The organism is Bradyrhizobium sp. USDA 4538, from assembly GCF_024171045.1.
Lineage (GTDB): Bacteria > Pseudomonadota > Alphaproteobacteria > Rhizobiales > Xanthobacteraceae > Bradyrhizobium > Bradyrhizobium australafricanum.
Map to the genome: position 1 here is coordinate 720,445 of NZ_JALJZE010000001.1, position 16,938 is coordinate 737,382.

Annotated in this window: 15 protein-coding genes; 11 read left to right on the forward strand and 4 right to left on the reverse strand. The window is 65.0% G+C overall.

What is annotated here, in order from left to right:
* Positions 1-49 precede the first annotated feature (49 nt).
* From J2R78_RS03125 to J2R78_RS03140, 4 genes are read right to left on the reverse strand one after another with little or no spacing between them, the layout of a single operon-like run.
* Positions 50-1,045, reverse strand: a complete 996-nt coding sequence (locus J2R78_RS03125; RefSeq protein WP_253609661.1) for an alpha/beta fold hydrolase — start codon at positions 1,043-1,045, stop codon at positions 50-52.
* Positions 1,046-1,057: 12 nt separating this feature from the next.
* The gene (locus J2R78_RS03130; protein WP_253609662.1) at positions 1,058-2,608 is read right to left on the reverse strand and encodes a wax ester/triacylglycerol synthase family O-acyltransferase; all 1,551 of its coding nucleotides are present in this window, start codon (positions 2,606-2,608) and stop codon (positions 1,058-1,060) included.
* Between the two features lie 59 nt (positions 2,609-2,667).
* Complete coding sequence (locus tag J2R78_RS03135; RefSeq protein ID WP_253609663.1) at positions 2,668-3,459, reverse strand: alpha/beta hydrolase; 792 nt, start codon at positions 3,457-3,459, stop codon at positions 2,668-2,670.
* A gap of 8 nt (positions 3,460-3,467) precedes the next feature.
* Complete coding sequence (locus tag J2R78_RS03140) at positions 3,468-3,716, reverse strand: DUF6489 family protein (protein ID WP_253609664.1); 249 nt, start codon at positions 3,714-3,716, stop codon at positions 3,468-3,470.
* A 372-nt stretch (positions 3,717-4,088) separates the two neighbouring features.
* Here J2R78_RS03140 and J2R78_RS03145 point away from each other — a divergent pair, with 372 nt between their 5' ends.
* From J2R78_RS03145 to J2R78_RS03195, 11 genes are all read left to right on the forward strand, one after another.
* A complete protein-coding gene (locus J2R78_RS03145) occupies positions 4,089-5,687 on the forward strand; it encodes an ABC transporter substrate-binding protein (protein WP_253609665.1) in 1,599 nt (532 codons plus the stop codon).
* 102 nt (positions 5,688-5,789) lie between these two features.
* The gene (locus J2R78_RS03150; protein WP_038383837.1) at positions 5,790-6,770 is read left to right on the forward strand and encodes an ABC transporter permease; all 981 of its coding nucleotides are present in this window, start codon (positions 5,790-5,792) and stop codon (positions 6,768-6,770) included.
* Positions 6,771-6,781: 11 nt separating this feature from the next.
* Positions 6,782-7,741, forward strand: coding sequence for an ABC transporter permease (locus J2R78_RS03155; RefSeq protein ID WP_225160751.1), 960 nt, complete (start codon positions 6,782-6,784; stop codon positions 7,739-7,741).
* A complete protein-coding gene (locus J2R78_RS03160; RefSeq protein WP_253609666.1) occupies positions 7,738-8,721 on the forward strand; it encodes an ABC transporter ATP-binding protein in 984 nt (327 codons plus the stop codon). Before J2R78_RS03155 ends, J2R78_RS03160 begins: the two co-directional genes overlap by 4 nt.
* Positions 8,718-9,710: an ABC transporter ATP-binding protein gene (locus J2R78_RS03165; RefSeq protein WP_253609667.1), complete on the forward strand. Its 993-nt coding sequence runs from the start codon at positions 8,718-8,720 to the stop codon at positions 9,708-9,710. Before J2R78_RS03160 ends, J2R78_RS03165 begins: the two co-directional genes overlap by 4 nt.
* Before the next feature lie 112 nt (positions 9,711-9,822).
* Positions 9,823-11,628, forward strand: a complete 1,806-nt coding sequence (locus J2R78_RS03170; RefSeq protein ID WP_253609668.1) for a gamma-glutamyltransferase family protein — start codon at positions 9,823-9,825, stop codon at positions 11,626-11,628.
* A gap of 15 nt (positions 11,629-11,643) precedes the next feature.
* Positions 11,644-12,354 carry a DUF1028 domain-containing protein gene (locus J2R78_RS03175; protein ID WP_092083247.1) on the forward strand — a complete coding sequence of 237 codons (711 nt, stop codon included), beginning with the start codon at positions 11,644-11,646 and terminating at the stop codon, positions 12,352-12,354.
* Positions 12,351-13,340, forward strand: a complete 990-nt coding sequence (locus J2R78_RS03180; RefSeq protein WP_253609669.1) for an ABC transporter ATP-binding protein — start codon at positions 12,351-12,353, stop codon at positions 13,338-13,340. The genes J2R78_RS03175 and J2R78_RS03180 overlap by 4 nt, the downstream gene beginning before the upstream one ends.
* Positions 13,337-14,434: an ABC transporter ATP-binding protein gene (locus J2R78_RS03185; RefSeq protein ID WP_253609670.1), complete on the forward strand. Its 1,098-nt coding sequence runs from the start codon at positions 13,337-13,339 to the stop codon at positions 14,432-14,434. Before J2R78_RS03180 ends, J2R78_RS03185 begins: the two co-directional genes overlap by 4 nt.
* Positions 14,435-14,451: 17 nt before the next feature.
* Positions 14,452-15,963, forward strand: a complete 1,512-nt coding sequence (locus J2R78_RS03190) for an ABC transporter substrate-binding protein (RefSeq protein WP_253609671.1) — start codon at positions 14,452-14,454, stop codon at positions 15,961-15,963.
* A gap of 31 nt (positions 15,964-15,994) precedes the next feature.
* The gene (locus tag J2R78_RS03195; protein ID WP_016842919.1) at positions 15,995-16,936 is read left to right on the forward strand and encodes an ABC transporter permease; all 942 of its coding nucleotides are present in this window, start codon (positions 15,995-15,997) and stop codon (positions 16,934-16,936) included.
* Positions 16,937-16,938 lie beyond the last annotated feature (2 nt).

The window sequence follows — 16,938 nt, forward strand, 5'->3', positions numbered from 1 at the left end:
AGATTCCGGGTTCGATGCTGCGCATCGCCCCGGAATGACGACGTCATCGTCACCCAAACCGCTTTCTGCGCCATTCGATCAGCTTCGCGCTGACTTCGTCAGGCTTTTCCTGCTGCGTCCAATGGCCGCTGTCCTTGACCAGGTACTTCTCGAGGTCCGGCACCAGCCGCTCCATGCCGTCGGCGGCCGAGGGCGGCAGCACCGCGTCGTTCTCGGCCATGATCATCAGCGACGGCACCCGGACGTGATGGTCCAGCCCGGCCGAGCGCTCCCAGTTGCGGGTGAAATTGCGATACCAGTTGATGCCGCCGGTGAAGCCGGTCTTGGTGAAGGTGTCGACGAACACCTTTTTCTCGTCCGCGGACAGGATCGGCTTGCGCGGGTCATGCTTGGCGTCGTAGTTCGCGATCATCTGCGGAAACGCCAGGTTGAGCCGCGCCGAGGCGCCAACGCCGGCGATCGGCTGTTCGGGTGGCGCGTCCGCCGGACGTGGCACCGGCTTGCGCATGAAGGCGTCGAAGGTCTGCTCGACGCGGCTGCCGAAGATGCGGTCGGGCTCGCGCGCCGGATCCTGGAACTGGACGATGTACATGTGATCGCCGAAGCGCTGGCGAAACAGCGCGATCGGATCCATTGGCGCACGGTCCCAATGCGGCGTGTTGACGCCGACGACGCCGGCGACCCGCTGATGATGCCTGAGCGGCATCTGCCAGACGACAAAGCCGCCCCAGTCGTGCCCGACGAAGATGGCCTTGTCGATCTTGAGATGGTCGAGCAGGCCGACGAGGTCGCCGGTCAGGTGCTCCATGTCGTAGGCCTCGACCGGCTCCGGCCGGTCGGTCGCGCCATAGCCGCGCTGATCCGGCGCAATCACCCGGATGCCGGCCTCGCCCAGCGCCTTGATCTGGTGGCGCCAGGAGAACGCCAGTTCAGGCCAGCCGTGGCACAGCACCACCGGCGGCGTGTCGGTCTTGGGGCCTGCTTCATAAAACCTCATGCGGATGCCGTTCGTCTCGGCGAACTGCAGCGGTGGCATTTCAATCATCGACCGGGATCCTTATTCAGCTGCGCCCTTGATGTCCGCAGGCGGGGGAGCGAACGCCGCCTCGAGTACATCGAACTCGAGCGGCAGCATGTCGCACATCACCTGCACGTGGGGAATGATGTTGGCGCCCACGATGAAGCCGAAATCGAGCTGATCGCGGTAGCTCTGCACGGTGATGTTGAGCGCCACGCCGTGGGTCGAGATCGAAACCGGGAAGATGTGCAGCAGCTCGGCACCCGCCGCATACAGCGTCTGCCGCGGCCCCGGCACGTTCGAGACCGTGATGTTGGTGGCCGGCGGCAGCACGTTGGAGAGGTCGGAACGGCTGTAGAGCAGCGCCAGGATCTGCACCAGGATCGGCGCGCCCAGCAGCGAGATGTTGGTGACCTGCGGCACCAGAGCGCGCAGCGGATGCGACATCTCCTTGGACTTGGTCGACTGCGCGATGATGGTTTCCAGCCGCTTCCTTGGGTCCTCGATGTCGGTTGCGATCGAGCAGATCATGCCGAACACCTGGTTGTTGGATTCGGCATTGCCCTCCTCGCGCAGCGAGATCGGAACACCTGCCGTCAGCGACTTGTTCGGCAGCGCGCCCTGGCTGATCAGATAGCGCCGCACCACGCCGGAGGCGAGCGCCAGCACGACGTCGTTGAGCTTGCCGCCGGACGCCTTCGCCAGAGCCTTGGCACGCGACAGCGAGATCGAGGTGCCGGCAAAGCTGCGTTCGGACGAGATCGCCTTGTTGAGGATGGTCGGCGGCGAGGACATCGCCTGCAGGCTTTCGCGCGATCTCGGATCGGCGACCTTGGCGACGACGTCGGACAGGCTCTTCATGACCGTCGGCATGGAGCCGGCGAACTTCACCGCGCTTTCGATCTGGAACATGGCGTTGTCGAACAGGATCGAGCCGAGGTCGCTCTTGCCGGAACGCGGCAGCTCCAGGCTCTTCTGCGCGGCGGCGGCCGCCTCGAACGGCTGGGTCCAGAGTTGCTGATAGGCATCGATCAGATTGGCCGCGATGTCGCGCGGTTCCTGCGCGACCTTCTTCGCGCTCGGCGGCTCGATCTCGCGCGGCACCGGCGTCAGATCGTAGATCATGCTGGTCAGCGCCGCACCGGCGCCGCCGTCGATGCAGGCATGGTGCATCTTGGAATAGAGCCCGATCTCGTTGTCCTTCATGCCCTCGAAGACGTAGAACTCCCAGAGCGGGCGGGCGCGGTTCAACAGCTTGGCGTGCATCCAGCCGACGATACGCTCCAGCGTCGCGCGATCGCGCGGCGCCGGCAGGCTGGCGCGGAAGATGTGACGGTCGATGTCGAACTGGTCGTCCTCGACCCAGGACGGGTGATCGATGTCGAGCGGCGCCTTCTGCAGCCGCGCCTTGAGGATCGGCGCGATGTGCAGCCGCGAGGCGATCATCGCCTTGAACTCCTCGAAGAAGTCGCCCTTGTAGCCGTCGGGCAGGCGGAAGATCGCCATGCTGCCGACATGCATCGGCATTTCCGGCGTTTCCAGATAGAGAAACGATGCGTCCAGCGAGGACAGCTTCTTGGCGTCGCTCATGATCTCCTCCCGAGAGCCTACTTACGCGGGCGCCTTGGGCGGCGCTTCTCGTCGTTTGGTCAGGATAGTGCCTGTTCTGCCGGCCCGTAGGCAATGGCAAAGGGGCCCGAGCGGTCAAAATGCCGGAATTCCCCTTCCGGCTGGGCCAGCCGGTCCGCAATCGCCCACAGCGCCGCGGGATTGACGCCGAGGCCGATATGGCTGGCGAAATGCACCTCGATGTTCTCGGCGGTGGCCGACGGCCGCACGCGCGAGGTCCGCCAGTTCACGATGCCATCGGTGCGGGAATAGATCGAGGTCGTCGGCACCGGCATGTCGCCGGCGATCGCGGTGCGGATCTCAGGGATGTCGTCGACACCTTCGCCGGACAACAGCTCATAGAGCCGCGTCGCATTGGTGGCGCGGATGTCGTCGGCGAACGGGCTGCCCAGCGTGATGATGGAGCGCACCAGCTCCGGCATCTGCGACGCCAAGTCGCGCGCATAGACGCCGCCGAGGCTCCAGCCGATGATCGAGACCTTGCGCCCCGACGCCTCATGGACCCGCTTCAGCAGGTCGCGCAGCGCAGCCCGCCTGCTGGAAATCCCACCGAAATTGCGGCCCATGTTCCAGGCATAGGCGTCGTAGCCGAGCTCCTTCAGATAGCGCCGCATCGGCGCCATCGACAGGTCGCTGGCAAGGAAGCCCGGCAGTGCCAGCACCGGATGACCATCGCCCTTCGGCGCCTGCATCAGGAGGGGCGACAGCAGCAGGCTCGAATTGAGTTCGAGCACGCCGCGCGCCTCCGCCAGCATCAGGAACAGGCTCGGCGGGCGCAACCGGCGTTCGGTCCCATCAACGCTCCTGTCCATGTCGGTCACTATTTCTTCTTGCTCGTGCCGCCGAAGCCGGCCATCGCCACGAACATGTCCTGGAAGCGCTCGGCGAGCTTGGGATCGAAGGTGAACCAGCTCTGCATCAGCGATTCCGGCGAAATCTTCTCGATGTTCGACGTCATCTGCTGCTGCAGCTTGTCCATCACCGCCGCCTGCATCGGCCCCACATCGGGCAGGCCGAAGAATTGCCGCGCTTCGAGGGGCGTACAATCTATCTCGACGTTGACTTTCATATCCGCCTCCTCAAATGCGCCTTGGCCCGCCACAGTATCGCCGGGACGGGGCGAGTTGCGCAAGCGAGCCGTACCTGCCCCGGGGGGCAGTCGGCCTCAATCATCCGTTATGGTCAACCAAACCGTTTGGAGCGGTTGCTCGAGGCGCGCCGGTGATCATTCCCGTGACCGACAAGCGGCACTCCGAAAGTCGAATGTCACGCGTTCGCGCCGACAGCCTACTCTCCAATCCGGTTCATTGCGCTGCACCCGCGCGGACGGGTTAACCCTTTGGCAAATCGCGCTTGCGCGGCCGGTAAACTCTGGCAACATGGATCAATAATACCAGCCGGACAAAGCAGCCGGCGGACAAGAACGGGGACGCGGGATTACATGTCGGTACGTTGGAGTTTGTTTGCGGCGACTGTCGCCGCACTCGCCGCCTTTGCTTTGCCGGCATCGGCCCAGACGTTGAAGTATGCGAACCAGGGCGAGCTGAAGTCGCTGGATCCCTACACGCTGAAGGAAACCACGACGATCGCGCACCACGCCCACGTCTACGAAGGCCTCACCGCGCGCGACAAGGACCTCAAGATCATTCCGGCCCTGGCGGAAAGCTGGGAGACGCTGAGCCCGACCAAATGGCGCTTCCATCTGCGCAAGGGCGTGAAATTCCACAATGGCGATCCCTTCACCGCCGACGACGTGCTGTTCTCGGCCGAGCGCGTCCGCGCCAAGGGCTCCAACTTCCTCAGCAACGTCCCGGCCGACGCCAAGTTCAGCAAGGTCGACGACTTCACCGTCGACGTGACGCTGGACTCGCCCAATCCCATCCTGATCTCGCAGTGGGATAGCTGGTACATCATGGACAAGAAGTGGAGCGAGGAGAACAATTCGGTTGCGCCGACGCCGGCCTCCGCAACCACGCCGAGCTACGCGGCGCTGCACGAGAACGGCACCGGCCCCTTCACGATCGAGAGCCACCAGCCCGGCGTGAAGACCGTGTTCAAGGCGTTTCCAGGCTATTGGCGCAAGCCCGAGCATAATCTCAAGGAGATCATCTTCACCCCGATCGGCTCCGACGCCACCCGCGTTGCCGCACTGCTCTCGGGCGAAGTCGACGTGATCGAACCGGTTCCGCTCCAGGACATCCAGCGCGTCAATTCCAGCGGCGTCGCCACCGTCATGACCGCGCCGGAGATTCGCACCATCTTCATCGGCATGGATACGGCGCGCGACGAGCTGCTGTATTCCAACATCAAGGGCAAGAATCCGTTCAAGGACATCCGCGTCCGCGAAGCCTTCTACAAGACCATCGACGTCGATCTGATCAAGACCCGCGTCATGCGCGGCATGTCGACCCCCTCGACGTTGATGATCGCACCCGAGCTCTATCCGCTGTCGAAGGAATTCACCCGGCCGAAGCTCGATCCTGATGGTGCCAAGAAGCTGCTGGCCGACGCCGGCTATCCGAACGGCTTCGAAGTCACGATGGACTGCCCGAACGACCGCTATGTCAACGACGCCGCGATCTGCCAGGCGGTGGTCGGCATGCTGGCCCGCATCGGCGTCAAGGTGAACCTGCTGGCGCAGCCGAAGGCGCAGTATTTCGCCAAGGTGCTGAAGCCCGGCGGCTACCAGACCTCGTTCTTCATGCTGGGCTGGACGCCCGCGACCTCCGACTCGCACAACGTGCTGCACGACATCCTCGGCTGCCGCGACGATCCGAAGGATGCCACCCGGGGCGAGGCCAATCTCGGTGGCTATTGCAACAAGGAAGTCGACGCGCTCACCGACAAGGTGCTGGTCGAGGGCGACACCGCCAAGCGCGACCAGTTGATCAAGCAGGCCTACGACATCGTCATCAAGGATTACGGCTACATTCCGCTACATCAGCAACCGCTGGTGTGGGGCGTGTCGAAAAAGGTCAAATTGACCCAGCGCGCGGACAACCAGGTGCTGCTCTACTGGGCGACCAAGCAGGGTGAATAGTGGCTCTGGCGAATTGGGTCCCGGAAGCGCAGGCTTCCGGGACCGCTCGTTTTCCGGCCGCGCAAGGCCGCGCGCCAATGTCAAAAGCAGTGAAAGGTAGAGATGCTGGCTTTCACTCTTCGCCGCTTCCTGCAGGCAATCGGCGTGATGCTCGCCGTGGGCGTGATCGCGTTCGCGATGTTCCGCTTTGCCGGCGACCCGGTGAACCAGATCGTCTCGATCGACACCTCGGCCGCGCAGCGCGCCGAAATCCGGCAGTCGCTCGGCCTTGACGATCCGGTGCTGGTGCAGTTCGGCCGCTACTTCATCAATGCGCTGCAGTTCAAGTTCGGCGTCTCCTACCAGTTCCGCCTGCCGGTCTCCTCGCTGCTGGCGGAGCGGCTGCCGGCGACGCTGGAGCTTTCGATCTGCGCCACGCTGTTCGCGATGGTGGCCGGCATCCTGATGGGGGTCTATTCGGCGCTGCGCCGCGACACAGTGCTTGCCAAATTATTCCAGGCGGTATCGCTGATCGGCATTTCGCTGCCGACCTTCCTGATCGGCATCCTCCTGATCTATCTGTTCGCGGTGACGCTGGGCTGGCTGCCCTCCTTCGGCCGCGGCGAGGTGGTGAAGCTCGGCTGGTGGACCACCGGACTGCTGACCGTCTCGGGCCTGAAGGCGCTGATCATGCCGGCGATCACGCTCGGGCTGTTCCAGATGACCCTGATCATGCGGCTGGTGCGCGCCGAAATGCTGGAAGTGCTGCGGACCGACTATATCCGTTTCGCCCGCGCCCGCGGGCTGACCACGCGCGCGATCCATTTCGGCCATGCGCTGAAGAACACCCTGGTTCCGGTCATCACGGTGGCCGGTCTGCAGTTTGGCTCGGTTATTGCTTTCTCGATCATCACCGAAACCGTGTTCCAATGGCCGGGTATGGGACTTCTCTTCGTGCAGGCCGTGCAAAATGTCGATATCCCGATCATGGCCGCATATCTGTTGATGGTCTCGCTGATCTTCGTCACCATTAATCTCGTGGTCGACATCCTCTACACCGTGGTCGATCCGCGCTTGCGGTCGACCGTCGGCCGCGCGGCGTGAGGGGCTGACCGATGTCCGATGCCGTCGTCCCTCATCGTTCCCAAGACCACCAGGCCCCTGCCGGCTGGTTCAGGCGCGCGCTCGACAGCGACATCTTCTATTCGTTCCGCCGCTCCAGGCTGACGATGGTCGCCGCCGTGATCACCTTGCTGTTCTTTCTGCTCGCAATCTTCGCGTCGTGGCTCGCGGTGCAGAACCCGTTCGACCCGGCGCAGCTGCAGCTGATCAACTCGCGGATCGCGCCGCTGTGGACCGCCGACGGCCAAAGCCCGTTCCTGCTCGGCACCGACGAGCAGGGCCGCGACGTGCTCTCGGCGATCCTTTACGGCCTGCGCATCTCGCTTGCGGTCGGCCTGGCCGGCGTGGTCTTTGCCGGCGCGCTCGGCATCGCCCTCGGGCTGATCGCAGGCTATTTCGGCGGCGTGGTCGACACCGTGATCATGCGGATCGCCGACGTGCAGCTCACCTTCCCCGCGATCCTGATCGCACTGCTGGTCAACGGCGTTGCCAAATCGCTGCTCGGCAACCGGCTCGACGAGATGAGCACGCTCGGCGTCCTCATCATCGCGATCGGACTCAGTTTCTGGGTGCAATATGCCCGCACCGTGCGCGGTTCGGTGATGGTCGAGAAGAACAAGGACTACGTCGCCGCGGCGCAGCTGATCGGCCTGCCGGCGCCGAAGATCATGCTGCGGCACGTGCTGCCGAACACGATGGGCCCGATCCTCGTCATCGCCACCATCAACCTCGCGCTCGCGATCATCACCGAGGCGACGCTGTCGTTCCTCGGCGCCGGCATGCCCGACACCATGCCCTCGCTCGGCACCCTGATCCGGATCGGCAACAACTATCTGTTCGCCGGCGAATGGTGGATCGTCGCCTTCCCCGGCATTGCGCTGGCCGGCCTGATCCTCTCCATCAACCTGCTCGGCGACTGGTTGCGCGACGCCCTCAATCCGAAGCTCCGATGACCAAGCCTGTTCTTTCCGTGCGCAATCTCGAGGTGGAATTCGTCACCCGCCGTGCGACCTTGCGCGCCATCAACGGCGTATCGTTCGACATCGCCAAGGGCGAGGTGCTCGGCGTGGTCGGCGAGTCCGGCGCCGGCAAATCGGTCACCGGCCTTGCCGTGATCGGCCTGATCGATCCGCCCGGCCGGATTTCCGGCGGCGAGATCGAACTGTCGGGCACGCGGATCGACCATCTTCCGCCGGAAGAGATCCGCCGCATCAGGGGCAAGCGGATCGGCATGATCTTCCAGGATCCGCTGACCAGCCTCAATCCGCTGTACCGGATCGGCGACCAGATCATCGAGACCATTCGCACCCACAGCAATCTGAGCGAGAGCGCCGCGCGCAGGCGCGCCATCGATCTGTTGGCCGAGGTCGGCATTCCCGCGCCGGAAAAGCGCATCGACGGCTACCCGCACGAATTCTCCGGCGGCATGCGCCAGCGCGTCGTGATCGCGCTTGCGATCTGCGCCGAGCCCGAGCTGATCATCGCGGACGAGCCGACCACCGCGCTCGACGTCTCCGTGCAGGCACAGATCATCGCGCTGATCAAGCGGCTCGGCCGCGACCACGGCACCGCCGTGATGCTGGTGACCCACGACATGGGCGTGATCGCCGAGACCTGCGACCGCGTGGCGGTGATGTATTCCGGCCGCATCGCCGAGATCGGCCCGGTGCAGGAGGTGGTGCGCAATCCGCTGCATCCCTATGCCAGGGGCCTGATGGGCGCGATCCCGACGCTTGCCGGCGAGGACAAACGCCTGGTGCAGATCCCCGGCTCGATGCCGCGGCTGTCGGCGATCCCGCCGGGCTGCCCGTTCAATCCGCGCTGCGCGTTTGCCTTCGATCGCTGCCACGTCGATCGCCCCGAGCCGATCCGGCAGGGCACGCAGTTCGTTGCCTGTCATCTGTTCGAGCCGGCGAAGGAGACGGCGGCATGAGCGGAACATTGATCGAGGTCAGGAACCTGCGCCGCGTCTTCGACGTCTCCAAGCCGTGGCTCAACCGCGTGATCGAGGGCGGCCATCTCGAATTCCTGAAAGCCGTCGACGGCGTCTCCTTCGACATCAAGCGCGGCGAGACCTTCGCGCTGGTCGGCGAATCCGGCTCCGGCAAGACGACCGTCGCCCGCATGGTGGTCGGCCTGCTGCCGCCGAGTTCAGGCGAGGTCGTCATCGACGGCGTCTCGATGACCGATCCGCGGCAGGGCCAGGCACGCCGCCGGCTGCGCCGGCGCATCCAGATGGTTTTCCAGGATCCCTATGCGAGCCTCAATCCGCGCTACCGGGTCGCCGCCATCGTCGCCGAGCCAATCCGCGCCTTCGACCTGATCCAGGGCGAGCGCGACATCAAGGCCCGGGTCGGCGAATTGCTCTCGCTGGTCGGCCTGCACCCCGACGACGGCCAAAAATTCCCGCACGAATTTTCCGGCGGCCAGCGCCAGCGCATCGCGATCGCCCGCGCGCTGGCATCCGAGGCCGAGTTCATCGTCTGCGACGAGCCGACCTCGGCGCTCGACGTTTCCGTGCAGGCGCAGATCCTCAATCTGATGCGCGACCTGCAGGACAAGTTCGGCCTCACCTATCTCTTCATCAGCCACAATCTCGCAGTGGTCCGCCACATGGCGAGCCGGATCGGCGTGATGTATCTCGGCCGCATCGTCGAGATCGCCGAGGGTCGGGAATTGTTCGAGAACCCGCGGATGCCCTACACGAAGATGCTGCTCGGCGCGGTTCCGGACCTTGCGATGTCCGGTCGCCAGCGTATCCCGGTAAAGGGCGAAATTCCGAATCCGATCGATCCTCCGCCGGGCTGCTCGTTCAACCCGCGCTGTCCCCTCGCCTTCGATCTCTGCCGCCAGAAGACGCCGGAACTGATCGACGGCGTCGCGTGCCATGCCGTCAACAGTCCCGCCGTCGTTCCGGCATGATCACGCGGATGGGAGCGGCCATGTGCACCAAGCGGTTGGCATACCAGCCGGCCTGTGATCAAGTGCGCCCGCCGAGAAGGCCCAACAACAAACCGACGAACGGTCAATCGCCATGAGCAACATCAACCCCGATCCGTTCACAACCCGGCCCGAGATCGAAGGCACCTTCGGCGTCGTCACCTCGACGCACTGGATCGCCACCGCGGTCGGCATGGCAACGCTGGAGAAAGGCGGCAACGCCTTCGACGCCGGAGTGGCCACCGCCTTCACGCTGCAGGTGGTCGAGCCGCATCTGAACGGCCCCGGCGGCGACGTTCCGATCATCGTGCACGACGTCAAGCGCGGCAAAAGCGAAGTGATCTGCGGCCAGGGCCCGGCGCCGGCGAAGGCAACCATCGCGCATTATCGCAGCGAGGGCCTCGAGATGGTGCCCGGCACCGGCCTGCTCGCGGCCTGCGTGCCCGGCACATTCGAATCCTGGATGCTGCTGCTGCGCGACTACGGTACCATGAAGCTGCGCGACGTGCTGGAGCCCGCGATCGCCTACGCACGCGACGGCTATCCGCTGGTCGAGCGTGCATCGGCCACCATCAAGACCGTCGAACAACTGTTCCGGAAATACTGGACCACATCGGCCGACGTCTATTTGCCTGGTGGCGAGGTGCCGAAGCCTGGCACCATCTTCACCAACAAGAAGCTCGCGGAGACCTATGCACGCATCCTCACCGAGGCGGAGAGTGCCGGCGGCGATCGCGTCGCGCAGATCGAGCGCGCGCGGCAGGCCTGGTCGAAGGGCTTCGTCGCCGAGGCGATCGACAAGTTCTGTCGCACCCAGGAGGTGATGGACGTTTCCGGCTCGCCGCATAGCGGCGTCCTGTCGGCCGACGACATGGCGCGCTGGCAGCCGACCATCGAGGCGCCGCTCACCTACGACTACGGCCGCTACACCGTGCAGAAGGCCGGGGTCTGGAGCCAGGGTCCGGTGATGCTGCAGCAGCTCGCGCTGCTGAAGGGTTTTGAGCTCGACGGGCTCGATCCCGCAGGCCCCGACTTCATCCATCTGCAGATCGAAGCAGCCAAGCTCGCCTATGCCGATCGCGAGACGTTCTACGGCGATCCGAAATTCACCGACATCCCGATCGAAACGCTGCTGTCCGATGCCTATAACAACGAACGGCGCAAGCTGATCTCGAAAGACAAGGCTTCGCTCGACTTCCGCCCCGGCGCGGTCGAGGGCTTCGGCGGCGTTGTGAAGTTGCGACACGCCGAAGGGCATCGTGAAGCGGTCGGCGCCATGGGCGCGGGCGAGCCGACCGTCGGCCGGTTCGGCGAAGTGCGCGGCGACACCGTGCATTTCGACATCATCGACAAGGCCGGCAACATGATCTCGGCGACGCCGTCCGGCGGCTGGCTGCAGTCCTCGCCGGTGATTCCCGAGATCGGTTTCTGCCTCGGCAGCCGCGCCCAGATGTTCTGGCTCGAAGAGAACCACCCTGCTTCGCTCGCGCCGGGCAAGCGGCCGCGCACCACACTCTCGCCGACCATGGCGCTGCGCGACGGCGAGCCGTATCTCTCCTGGGGCTCGCCGGGCGGCGATCAGCAGGACCAGTGGATCACGCAGTTCTTCCTGCGTCATGTGCACGCCAGGCTCAATCTGCAGGAGGCGATCGACGCGCCGGCCTGGCACTCCGAGCATTTCCCGATCTCGTTCTGGCCGCGCACCTCGCGGCCCGGCGTCCTGGTGCTGGAAAACCGCGTGCCAAAATCGACCATCGACGAATTGAAGCGCCGCGGCCATGTGGTCGAGATTGGTCCCGATTGGTCGGAAGGCCGCCTCACCGCGGCCTCGAAGGTCGGCGCCCGCCGCCGCGCCGCCGCCAATCCGCGCGGCATGCAGGGTTACGCCGCAGGCCGCTAAACACGAAGGTTTGAGATGACCTGGTCGATCATCGCCCGCGACAGCGCCACCGGCCAGCTCGGCATCGCCGTCGCGACGCGGTTCTTCGCGGTCGGCGCGCTGGTGCCGCACATCGCACCCGGGATCGGCGCGGTGGCGACGCAGGCGCTGGTCAATCCCTATTACGGCATCGACGGCCTCGCGCTGCTGCGCGGCGGCAACAGCCCGCATGAGGTGATCGCGGCGCTGATTGCGCCCGACAGCGGCCGCGAGAGCCGGCAGCTCCACGTCATGGACGCCAGGGGCCGCATCGCTGCGCATTCCGGCAAGGACTGCGTCGACTGGTTCGGCCATATCGCCGGCGACGGGTTCTCGATCGCCGGCAACATGCTGGCCGGCCCCGCGGTGCTCGACGAGACCGCGCGCGTCTATGCCGCGAACGAGAAGCTGCCGTTCGCGGAGCGGCTGATCAAGGCGATGTTCGCCGGCGAAGCGGCCGGCGGCGACAAGCGCGGCAAGCAGTCGGCGGCTCTCTTAATTCACGGCGCGGAGGAATGGCCATTGCTCGACCTGCGCGTCGACGACCACGCCGATCCCCTGCGCGAGCTCGAGCGGCTGGAGGCCGTCAGCCGCGAGCACTGGGCGCCATTCCGGAGCTTCATGCCGACCCGCGACAACCCGGCCGGAACCAGCGATCGCGCCACCATCGACGCCGGCATCGCGGCGGCAACCACGAGCCGTAAATGACAGCAGGCCCGCTGATCGAGATCGAAGGCCTGCGCGTCACCTTCCAGGGCGATGACGGCCGCACCACGCATGCCGTCGACAGCGTCGATCTCTCCGTCGCCAAGGGCGCCACGCTCGGCCTGGTCGGCGAGTCCGGCTGCGGCAAGAGCGTGACCTCGCTCGCGATCATGGGGCTGTTGCCGAAGCAATCCGCCGCGGTGTCCGGCGCGATCCGCTTCGACGGCTTCGACCTGCTCGAGGTGCCGGACGAGACGTTGCGCGACCTGCGCGGCGATCGCCTTGCGATGATCTTCCAGGAGCCAATGACCTCGCTCAATCCGAGCTTTACCATCGGCGACCAGATTACGGAGACGATTCTGCGCCATCGCGGCGGCTCCCGCCGCGCGGCGCGCGAACGCACCATCGAGCTGCTGCGCCGCGTGCATATTCCCTCGCCCGAGAAACGCATCGACGAGTTTCCGCACAAGCTGTCCGGCGGCATGCGCCAGCGCGTGATGATCGCGATGGCGCTGGCCTGCGATCCGCAGCTTCTGATCGCCGACGAGCCGACCACCGCGCTCGACGTCACCTTGCAGGCGCAGATCCTCGATCTGATGCGGGAGCTGAAGGCTGCGAGCGGCGCCGCGATCATCCTGATCACCCACGATCTCGGCGTCGTCGCCGAAGTCTGCGACGAGGTCGCGGTGATGTATGCGGGCGAAATCGTCGAGCGCGCGCCGGTCGACGAGCTGTTCGCCAATCCGCAGCATCCCTACACGGTCGGCCTGCTCGGCTCGATCCCGCGGCTCGACCGCCGCACCAGCCATCTCGCCACCATCGAGGGCATGGTGCCGAACATGGCGAACCCGCCCGCCGGCTGCCGCTTCGCCGCGCGCTGTCCGTTCGTCGAGGATGCCTGCACCCAATCGCCGCCGCCGCTCGCGATGCTGAGCGCGACCCACTCCTCGCGCTGTATCCGAGCGCCGCTGGAGCGGCTGGTGTCATGACCGTGCTGCTCGAGGTCGAAGGGCTGGTGAAGCATTTCGTCGCCGAACGCTCGCTGTTCGGCCGGCCGACCGCCCATGTGAAGGCGGTCGACGGCGTCAGCTTCACGGTCGAGGCCGGCAAGACGCTGGCGCTGGTCGGCGAATCCGGCTGCGGCAAATCCACCGTCAGCCGGCTGGTGCTGCGGCTGATCGAGCCGGATGCCGGCCGGATCCGCTTCGAGGGCCGCGACCTCGGCACGCTCAATGCCGAGCAGCTGCGCGCATTCCGCCGCGACGCGCAGCTGATCTTTCAGGACCCCTACGCCTCGCTCAACCCGCGTATGACGGTGAGCCAGATCCTGACCGAGCCGCTGGCACTGCACAATCTCGTGCCGCCGCCAGCCCGCCGCGAGCGGGTCGAGCAGCTGCTGCGTCTGGTCGGGCTCGAGCCGCGCTTTGCGCGGCGCTATCCGCACGAATTCTCCGGCGGCCAGCGCCAGCGCATCGCGATTGCCCGCGCGCTCGCGGTCGAGCCGAAGCTGATCATCTGCGACGAGCCGGTGTCGGCGCTCGACGTCTCGATCCGCTCCCAGATCCTGAACTTGCTCCGCGACCTGCAGGACCGCCTGAAGCTTGCCTACATCTTCGTCTCGCACGATCTCGCCGTGGTGAAGCACATCGCCGACCGCGTCGCGGTGATGAATCTCGGCACCATCGTCGAGACGGCGGATGCCCAAGCGCTGTTCGCCGCGCCGCGCCATCCCTATAGCCGCGCGCTGCTGTCGGCGATCCCGGTGCCGAAGCCGCGTGCGAAGCGCAGCCGCATCGTGCTGGAGGGCGAACTGCCGAGCGCGCTCAATCCGCCCTCCGGCTGCCGCTTCCATACCCGCTGTCCCTATGTGATCGCGCGCTGCCGCAGCGAGGTTCCGCAATTGCGCGAAGATGGCACCGGTTATGCATCGGCCTGTCACCGGACGGGCGAGCTGCCCGACGCGGAGGCGATCGTGCCCTCCGATGGCGGGTTCTCGCCGACACTGGAAAAGCTGGTGGCGACGTTCAATGCGGCGGAAGCCTCGGGACAGCCCGGGGTTATTTCACAGGGAACAGAGGCGTAGGGAACAAGGGGTTGGCGATGAGATTTTGGCGCTTGGCGGTCCTGATGGCGGCCCTCGTGACCTGGTGCGGAACGAGCGCGCGTGCCGAGACGACACTCCGCATCGGGCTCGCCGAGGACCCGGACATCCTCGATCCTTCAATCGGACGCACCTATGTCGGCCGCATCGTCTTTTCAGCCTTCTGCGACAAGCTGTTCGACATCGACGAGAAGCTGAACATCGTTCCGCAACTCGCGCTGTCCTACGAGAACTCGGCCGACGGCAAGGAGATGACGATCAAGCTCCGGCCGGGCGTCAAGTTCCACGACGGTGAGCCGTTCGACGCCGAAGCCGCCAAATTCTCGCTGGAGCGCCATCTGACACTGCCGACCTCGTTTCGCAAACCGGAATTGGCTGCTCTCGACCACGTCGACGTCGTTGATCCCCTGACCATCAAGCTGGTGCTCAAGACGCCCTACTCGCCGCTGATCGCCCAGTTGACCGACCGCGCCGGCATGATGGTTTCGCCGAAGGCGGTGAAGGAAGCGGGTGACAAATTCGGACTGCATCCAGTCTGCGCCGGACCCTACAAGTTCGTCGAACGCGTACAGCAGGACCGCATGGTGTTCGAGAAATTCGGGGATTACTGGAACAAGGACAACGTCTTCATCGATCGCATCGTGTTCCTTCCTATCGTCGATGCCACGGTGCGGCTCGCCAATCTGAAATCCGGCGGGCTCGATCTGATCGAGCGCGTGCTTGCCACCGATATCAAGGACGTCCGAAGTGACAAGCGGCTCGTGCTGTCGACCGCACCTGAACTCGGCTATCTCGGCCTCACCATCAACATCGGCAACGACAAGAGCAAGGGGCCGCTCAGCCAGTCGGAAAAGGTGCGCCAGGCGCTCGATCTGTCGATTGACCGCGAGGCGCTCAACCAGGTCGTCTTCAACGGCGAGTTCACGCCGGGCAATCAGTGGGTCAGCCCGACGCACCCTTACTATCAGAAAGCGTTTCCGGTTCGGGGCCGCGACATTGCCAGGGCCAAGGCGCTGCTGAAGGAGGCCGGTGTCACGCTGCCCGTCGCCATCGACTACATGGTCCCCAAAGGCGCCGAGAACGAAGCCGTAGCCCAGGTCGTGCAGTCGATGGCGGCCGAAGCAGGCTTTGACATCAAGATCCGCGTGGTCGAATTTGCGACGACTTTCAAGCAGGCCCAGGCCGGCGAATTTCAGGTGTTTCAGATCAACTGGAGCGGCCGGATCGATCCCGACGGCAATTCCTATGTCTTCCTGCACACCAAGGCGCCGCAGAACGACGGCGGCTATTCTAACGCGGAAGCCGACAAGCTGATGGAAGATGCACGGCTGATCAACGATCCCGCCCAGCGCAAGGCAATCTACGAGAAGATGACCAGGATCGTGCTCAATGACGAGCCGATCATCTACATCTATCACCGCACACTCCTGATCGCCCACTCCACCAAGGTCGAGGGTTACCGGCAGATGCCGGACGGATTGGTGCGCGTGGTCGGGCTGAAATTGAAATGATCGCCACAGCGCAGGACACGCGGGGCCGACAATGCTGAACTTCCTCGCCAAGCGGCTGGTTCAGCTGGTCCCGACGCTGTTCTTCGTCTCGCTCCTGATCTTCTCGCTGCAACATTTGCTGCCCGGCGATCCGGCACTCGTCATGGCCGGCGAGGAGCGCGATCCGGCCGTCATCGAACAGATCCGCCAGCAATATCACCTGGATCAACCGATCCCGGTGCAATATGCCTATTGGGTCAAGGGCGTGCTCACGGGCGACCTCGGCGAGTCCCTGCGCAACAAGATGCCGGTGTCGAGCCTGATCGCGCAGAAGCTGCCGGTTACGATGCAAATCGCCGGCATGGCGATCGTGGTCGCCTTCCTGATCGGCATTCCCGCCGGCATCATCTCGGCGGTGAAAATCGGCACGGCGTGGGACTATGGCGCCAATTTGTTCGCGCTGTGGGGTATCTCGACGCCGAATTTCTGGCTCGGCATCATGCTGATCTTCCTGTTCTCCGTCGAACTTGGCTGGCTGCCGGCCTCCGGCTACGTGCCGCTCAGCGAAAACTGGCGCGCGAGCCTCGCCGCATCGGTCATGCCGGCCTTCGTGCTCGGCAATGCGATCGCGGCGATCCTGATGCGGCATACGCGAAGCGCGATGCTGCAGGTGCTGGAGAGCGACTATGTCCGCACCGCGCGCGCCAAGGGCCTGTCCGAGCGCACCGTGATCCTCAAGCATGCGATGCGCAACGCGCTGACGCCGATCATCACGCTCGGCGCGCTCGAGCTCGGCACGCTGCTGTCGGGCGCGGTGCTCACTGAGCAGATCTTCTCGATCCCGGGCTTCGGCAAGCTGATCGTCGATGCCGTGTTCAACCGCGACTATGCGGTCGTGCAGGGCGTGGTGCTGACCACGGCGACGATCTACATCACGCTCAACCTGATTGCCGACATCGCCTACATCCTCGTCAACCCGCGGCTGAGGGGCTGATC

Excerpts from the sequence above, each read along its gene's own strand:
- J2R78_RS03145 (WP_253609665.1), top strand. The coding sequence starts at position 4,089 with ATGTCGGTACGTTGGAGTTTGTTTGCGGCGACTGTCGCCGCACTCGCC.
- J2R78_RS03195 (WP_016842919.1), top strand. The coding sequence starts at position 15,995 with ATGCTGAACTTCCTCGCCAAGCGGCTGGTTCAGCTGGTCCCGACGCTG.
- J2R78_RS03130 (WP_253609662.1), bottom strand. The coding sequence starts at position 2,608 with ATGAGCGACGCCAAGAAGCTGTCCTCGCTGGACGCATCGTTTCTCTAT.
- J2R78_RS03190 (WP_253609671.1), top strand. The coding sequence starts at position 14,452 with ATGAGATTTTGGCGCTTGGCGGTCCTGATGGCGGCCCTCGTGACCTGG.
- J2R78_RS03135 (WP_253609663.1), bottom strand. The coding sequence starts at position 3,459 with ATGGACAGGAGCGTTGATGGGACCGAACGCCGGTTGCGCCCGCCGAGC.
- J2R78_RS03180 (WP_253609669.1), top strand. The coding sequence starts at position 12,351 with ATGACAGCAGGCCCGCTGATCGAGATCGAAGGCCTGCGCGTCACCTTC.
- J2R78_RS03175 (WP_092083247.1), top strand. The coding sequence starts at position 11,644 with ATGACCTGGTCGATCATCGCCCGCGACAGCGCCACCGGCCAGCTCGGC.
- J2R78_RS03185 (WP_253609670.1), top strand. The coding sequence starts at position 13,337 with ATGACCGTGCTGCTCGAGGTCGAAGGGCTGGTGAAGCATTTCGTCGCC.
- J2R78_RS03155 (WP_225160751.1), top strand. The coding sequence starts at position 6,782 with ATGTCCGATGCCGTCGTCCCTCATCGTTCCCAAGACCACCAGGCCCCT.
- J2R78_RS03165 (WP_253609667.1), top strand. The coding sequence starts at position 8,718 with ATGAGCGGAACATTGATCGAGGTCAGGAACCTGCGCCGCGTCTTCGAC.
- J2R78_RS03170 (WP_253609668.1), top strand. The coding sequence starts at position 9,823 with ATGAGCAACATCAACCCCGATCCGTTCACAACCCGGCCCGAGATCGAA.
- J2R78_RS03140 (WP_253609664.1), bottom strand. The coding sequence starts at position 3,716 with ATGAAAGTCAACGTCGAGATAGATTGTACGCCCCTCGAAGCGCGGCAA.
- J2R78_RS03160 (WP_253609666.1), top strand. The coding sequence starts at position 7,738 with ATGACCAAGCCTGTTCTTTCCGTGCGCAATCTCGAGGTGGAATTCGTC.
- J2R78_RS03150 (WP_038383837.1), top strand. The coding sequence starts at position 5,790 with ATGCTGGCTTTCACTCTTCGCCGCTTCCTGCAGGCAATCGGCGTGATG.
- J2R78_RS03125 (WP_253609661.1), bottom strand. The coding sequence starts at position 1,045 with ATGATTGAAATGCCACCGCTGCAGTTCGCCGAGACGAACGGCATCCGC.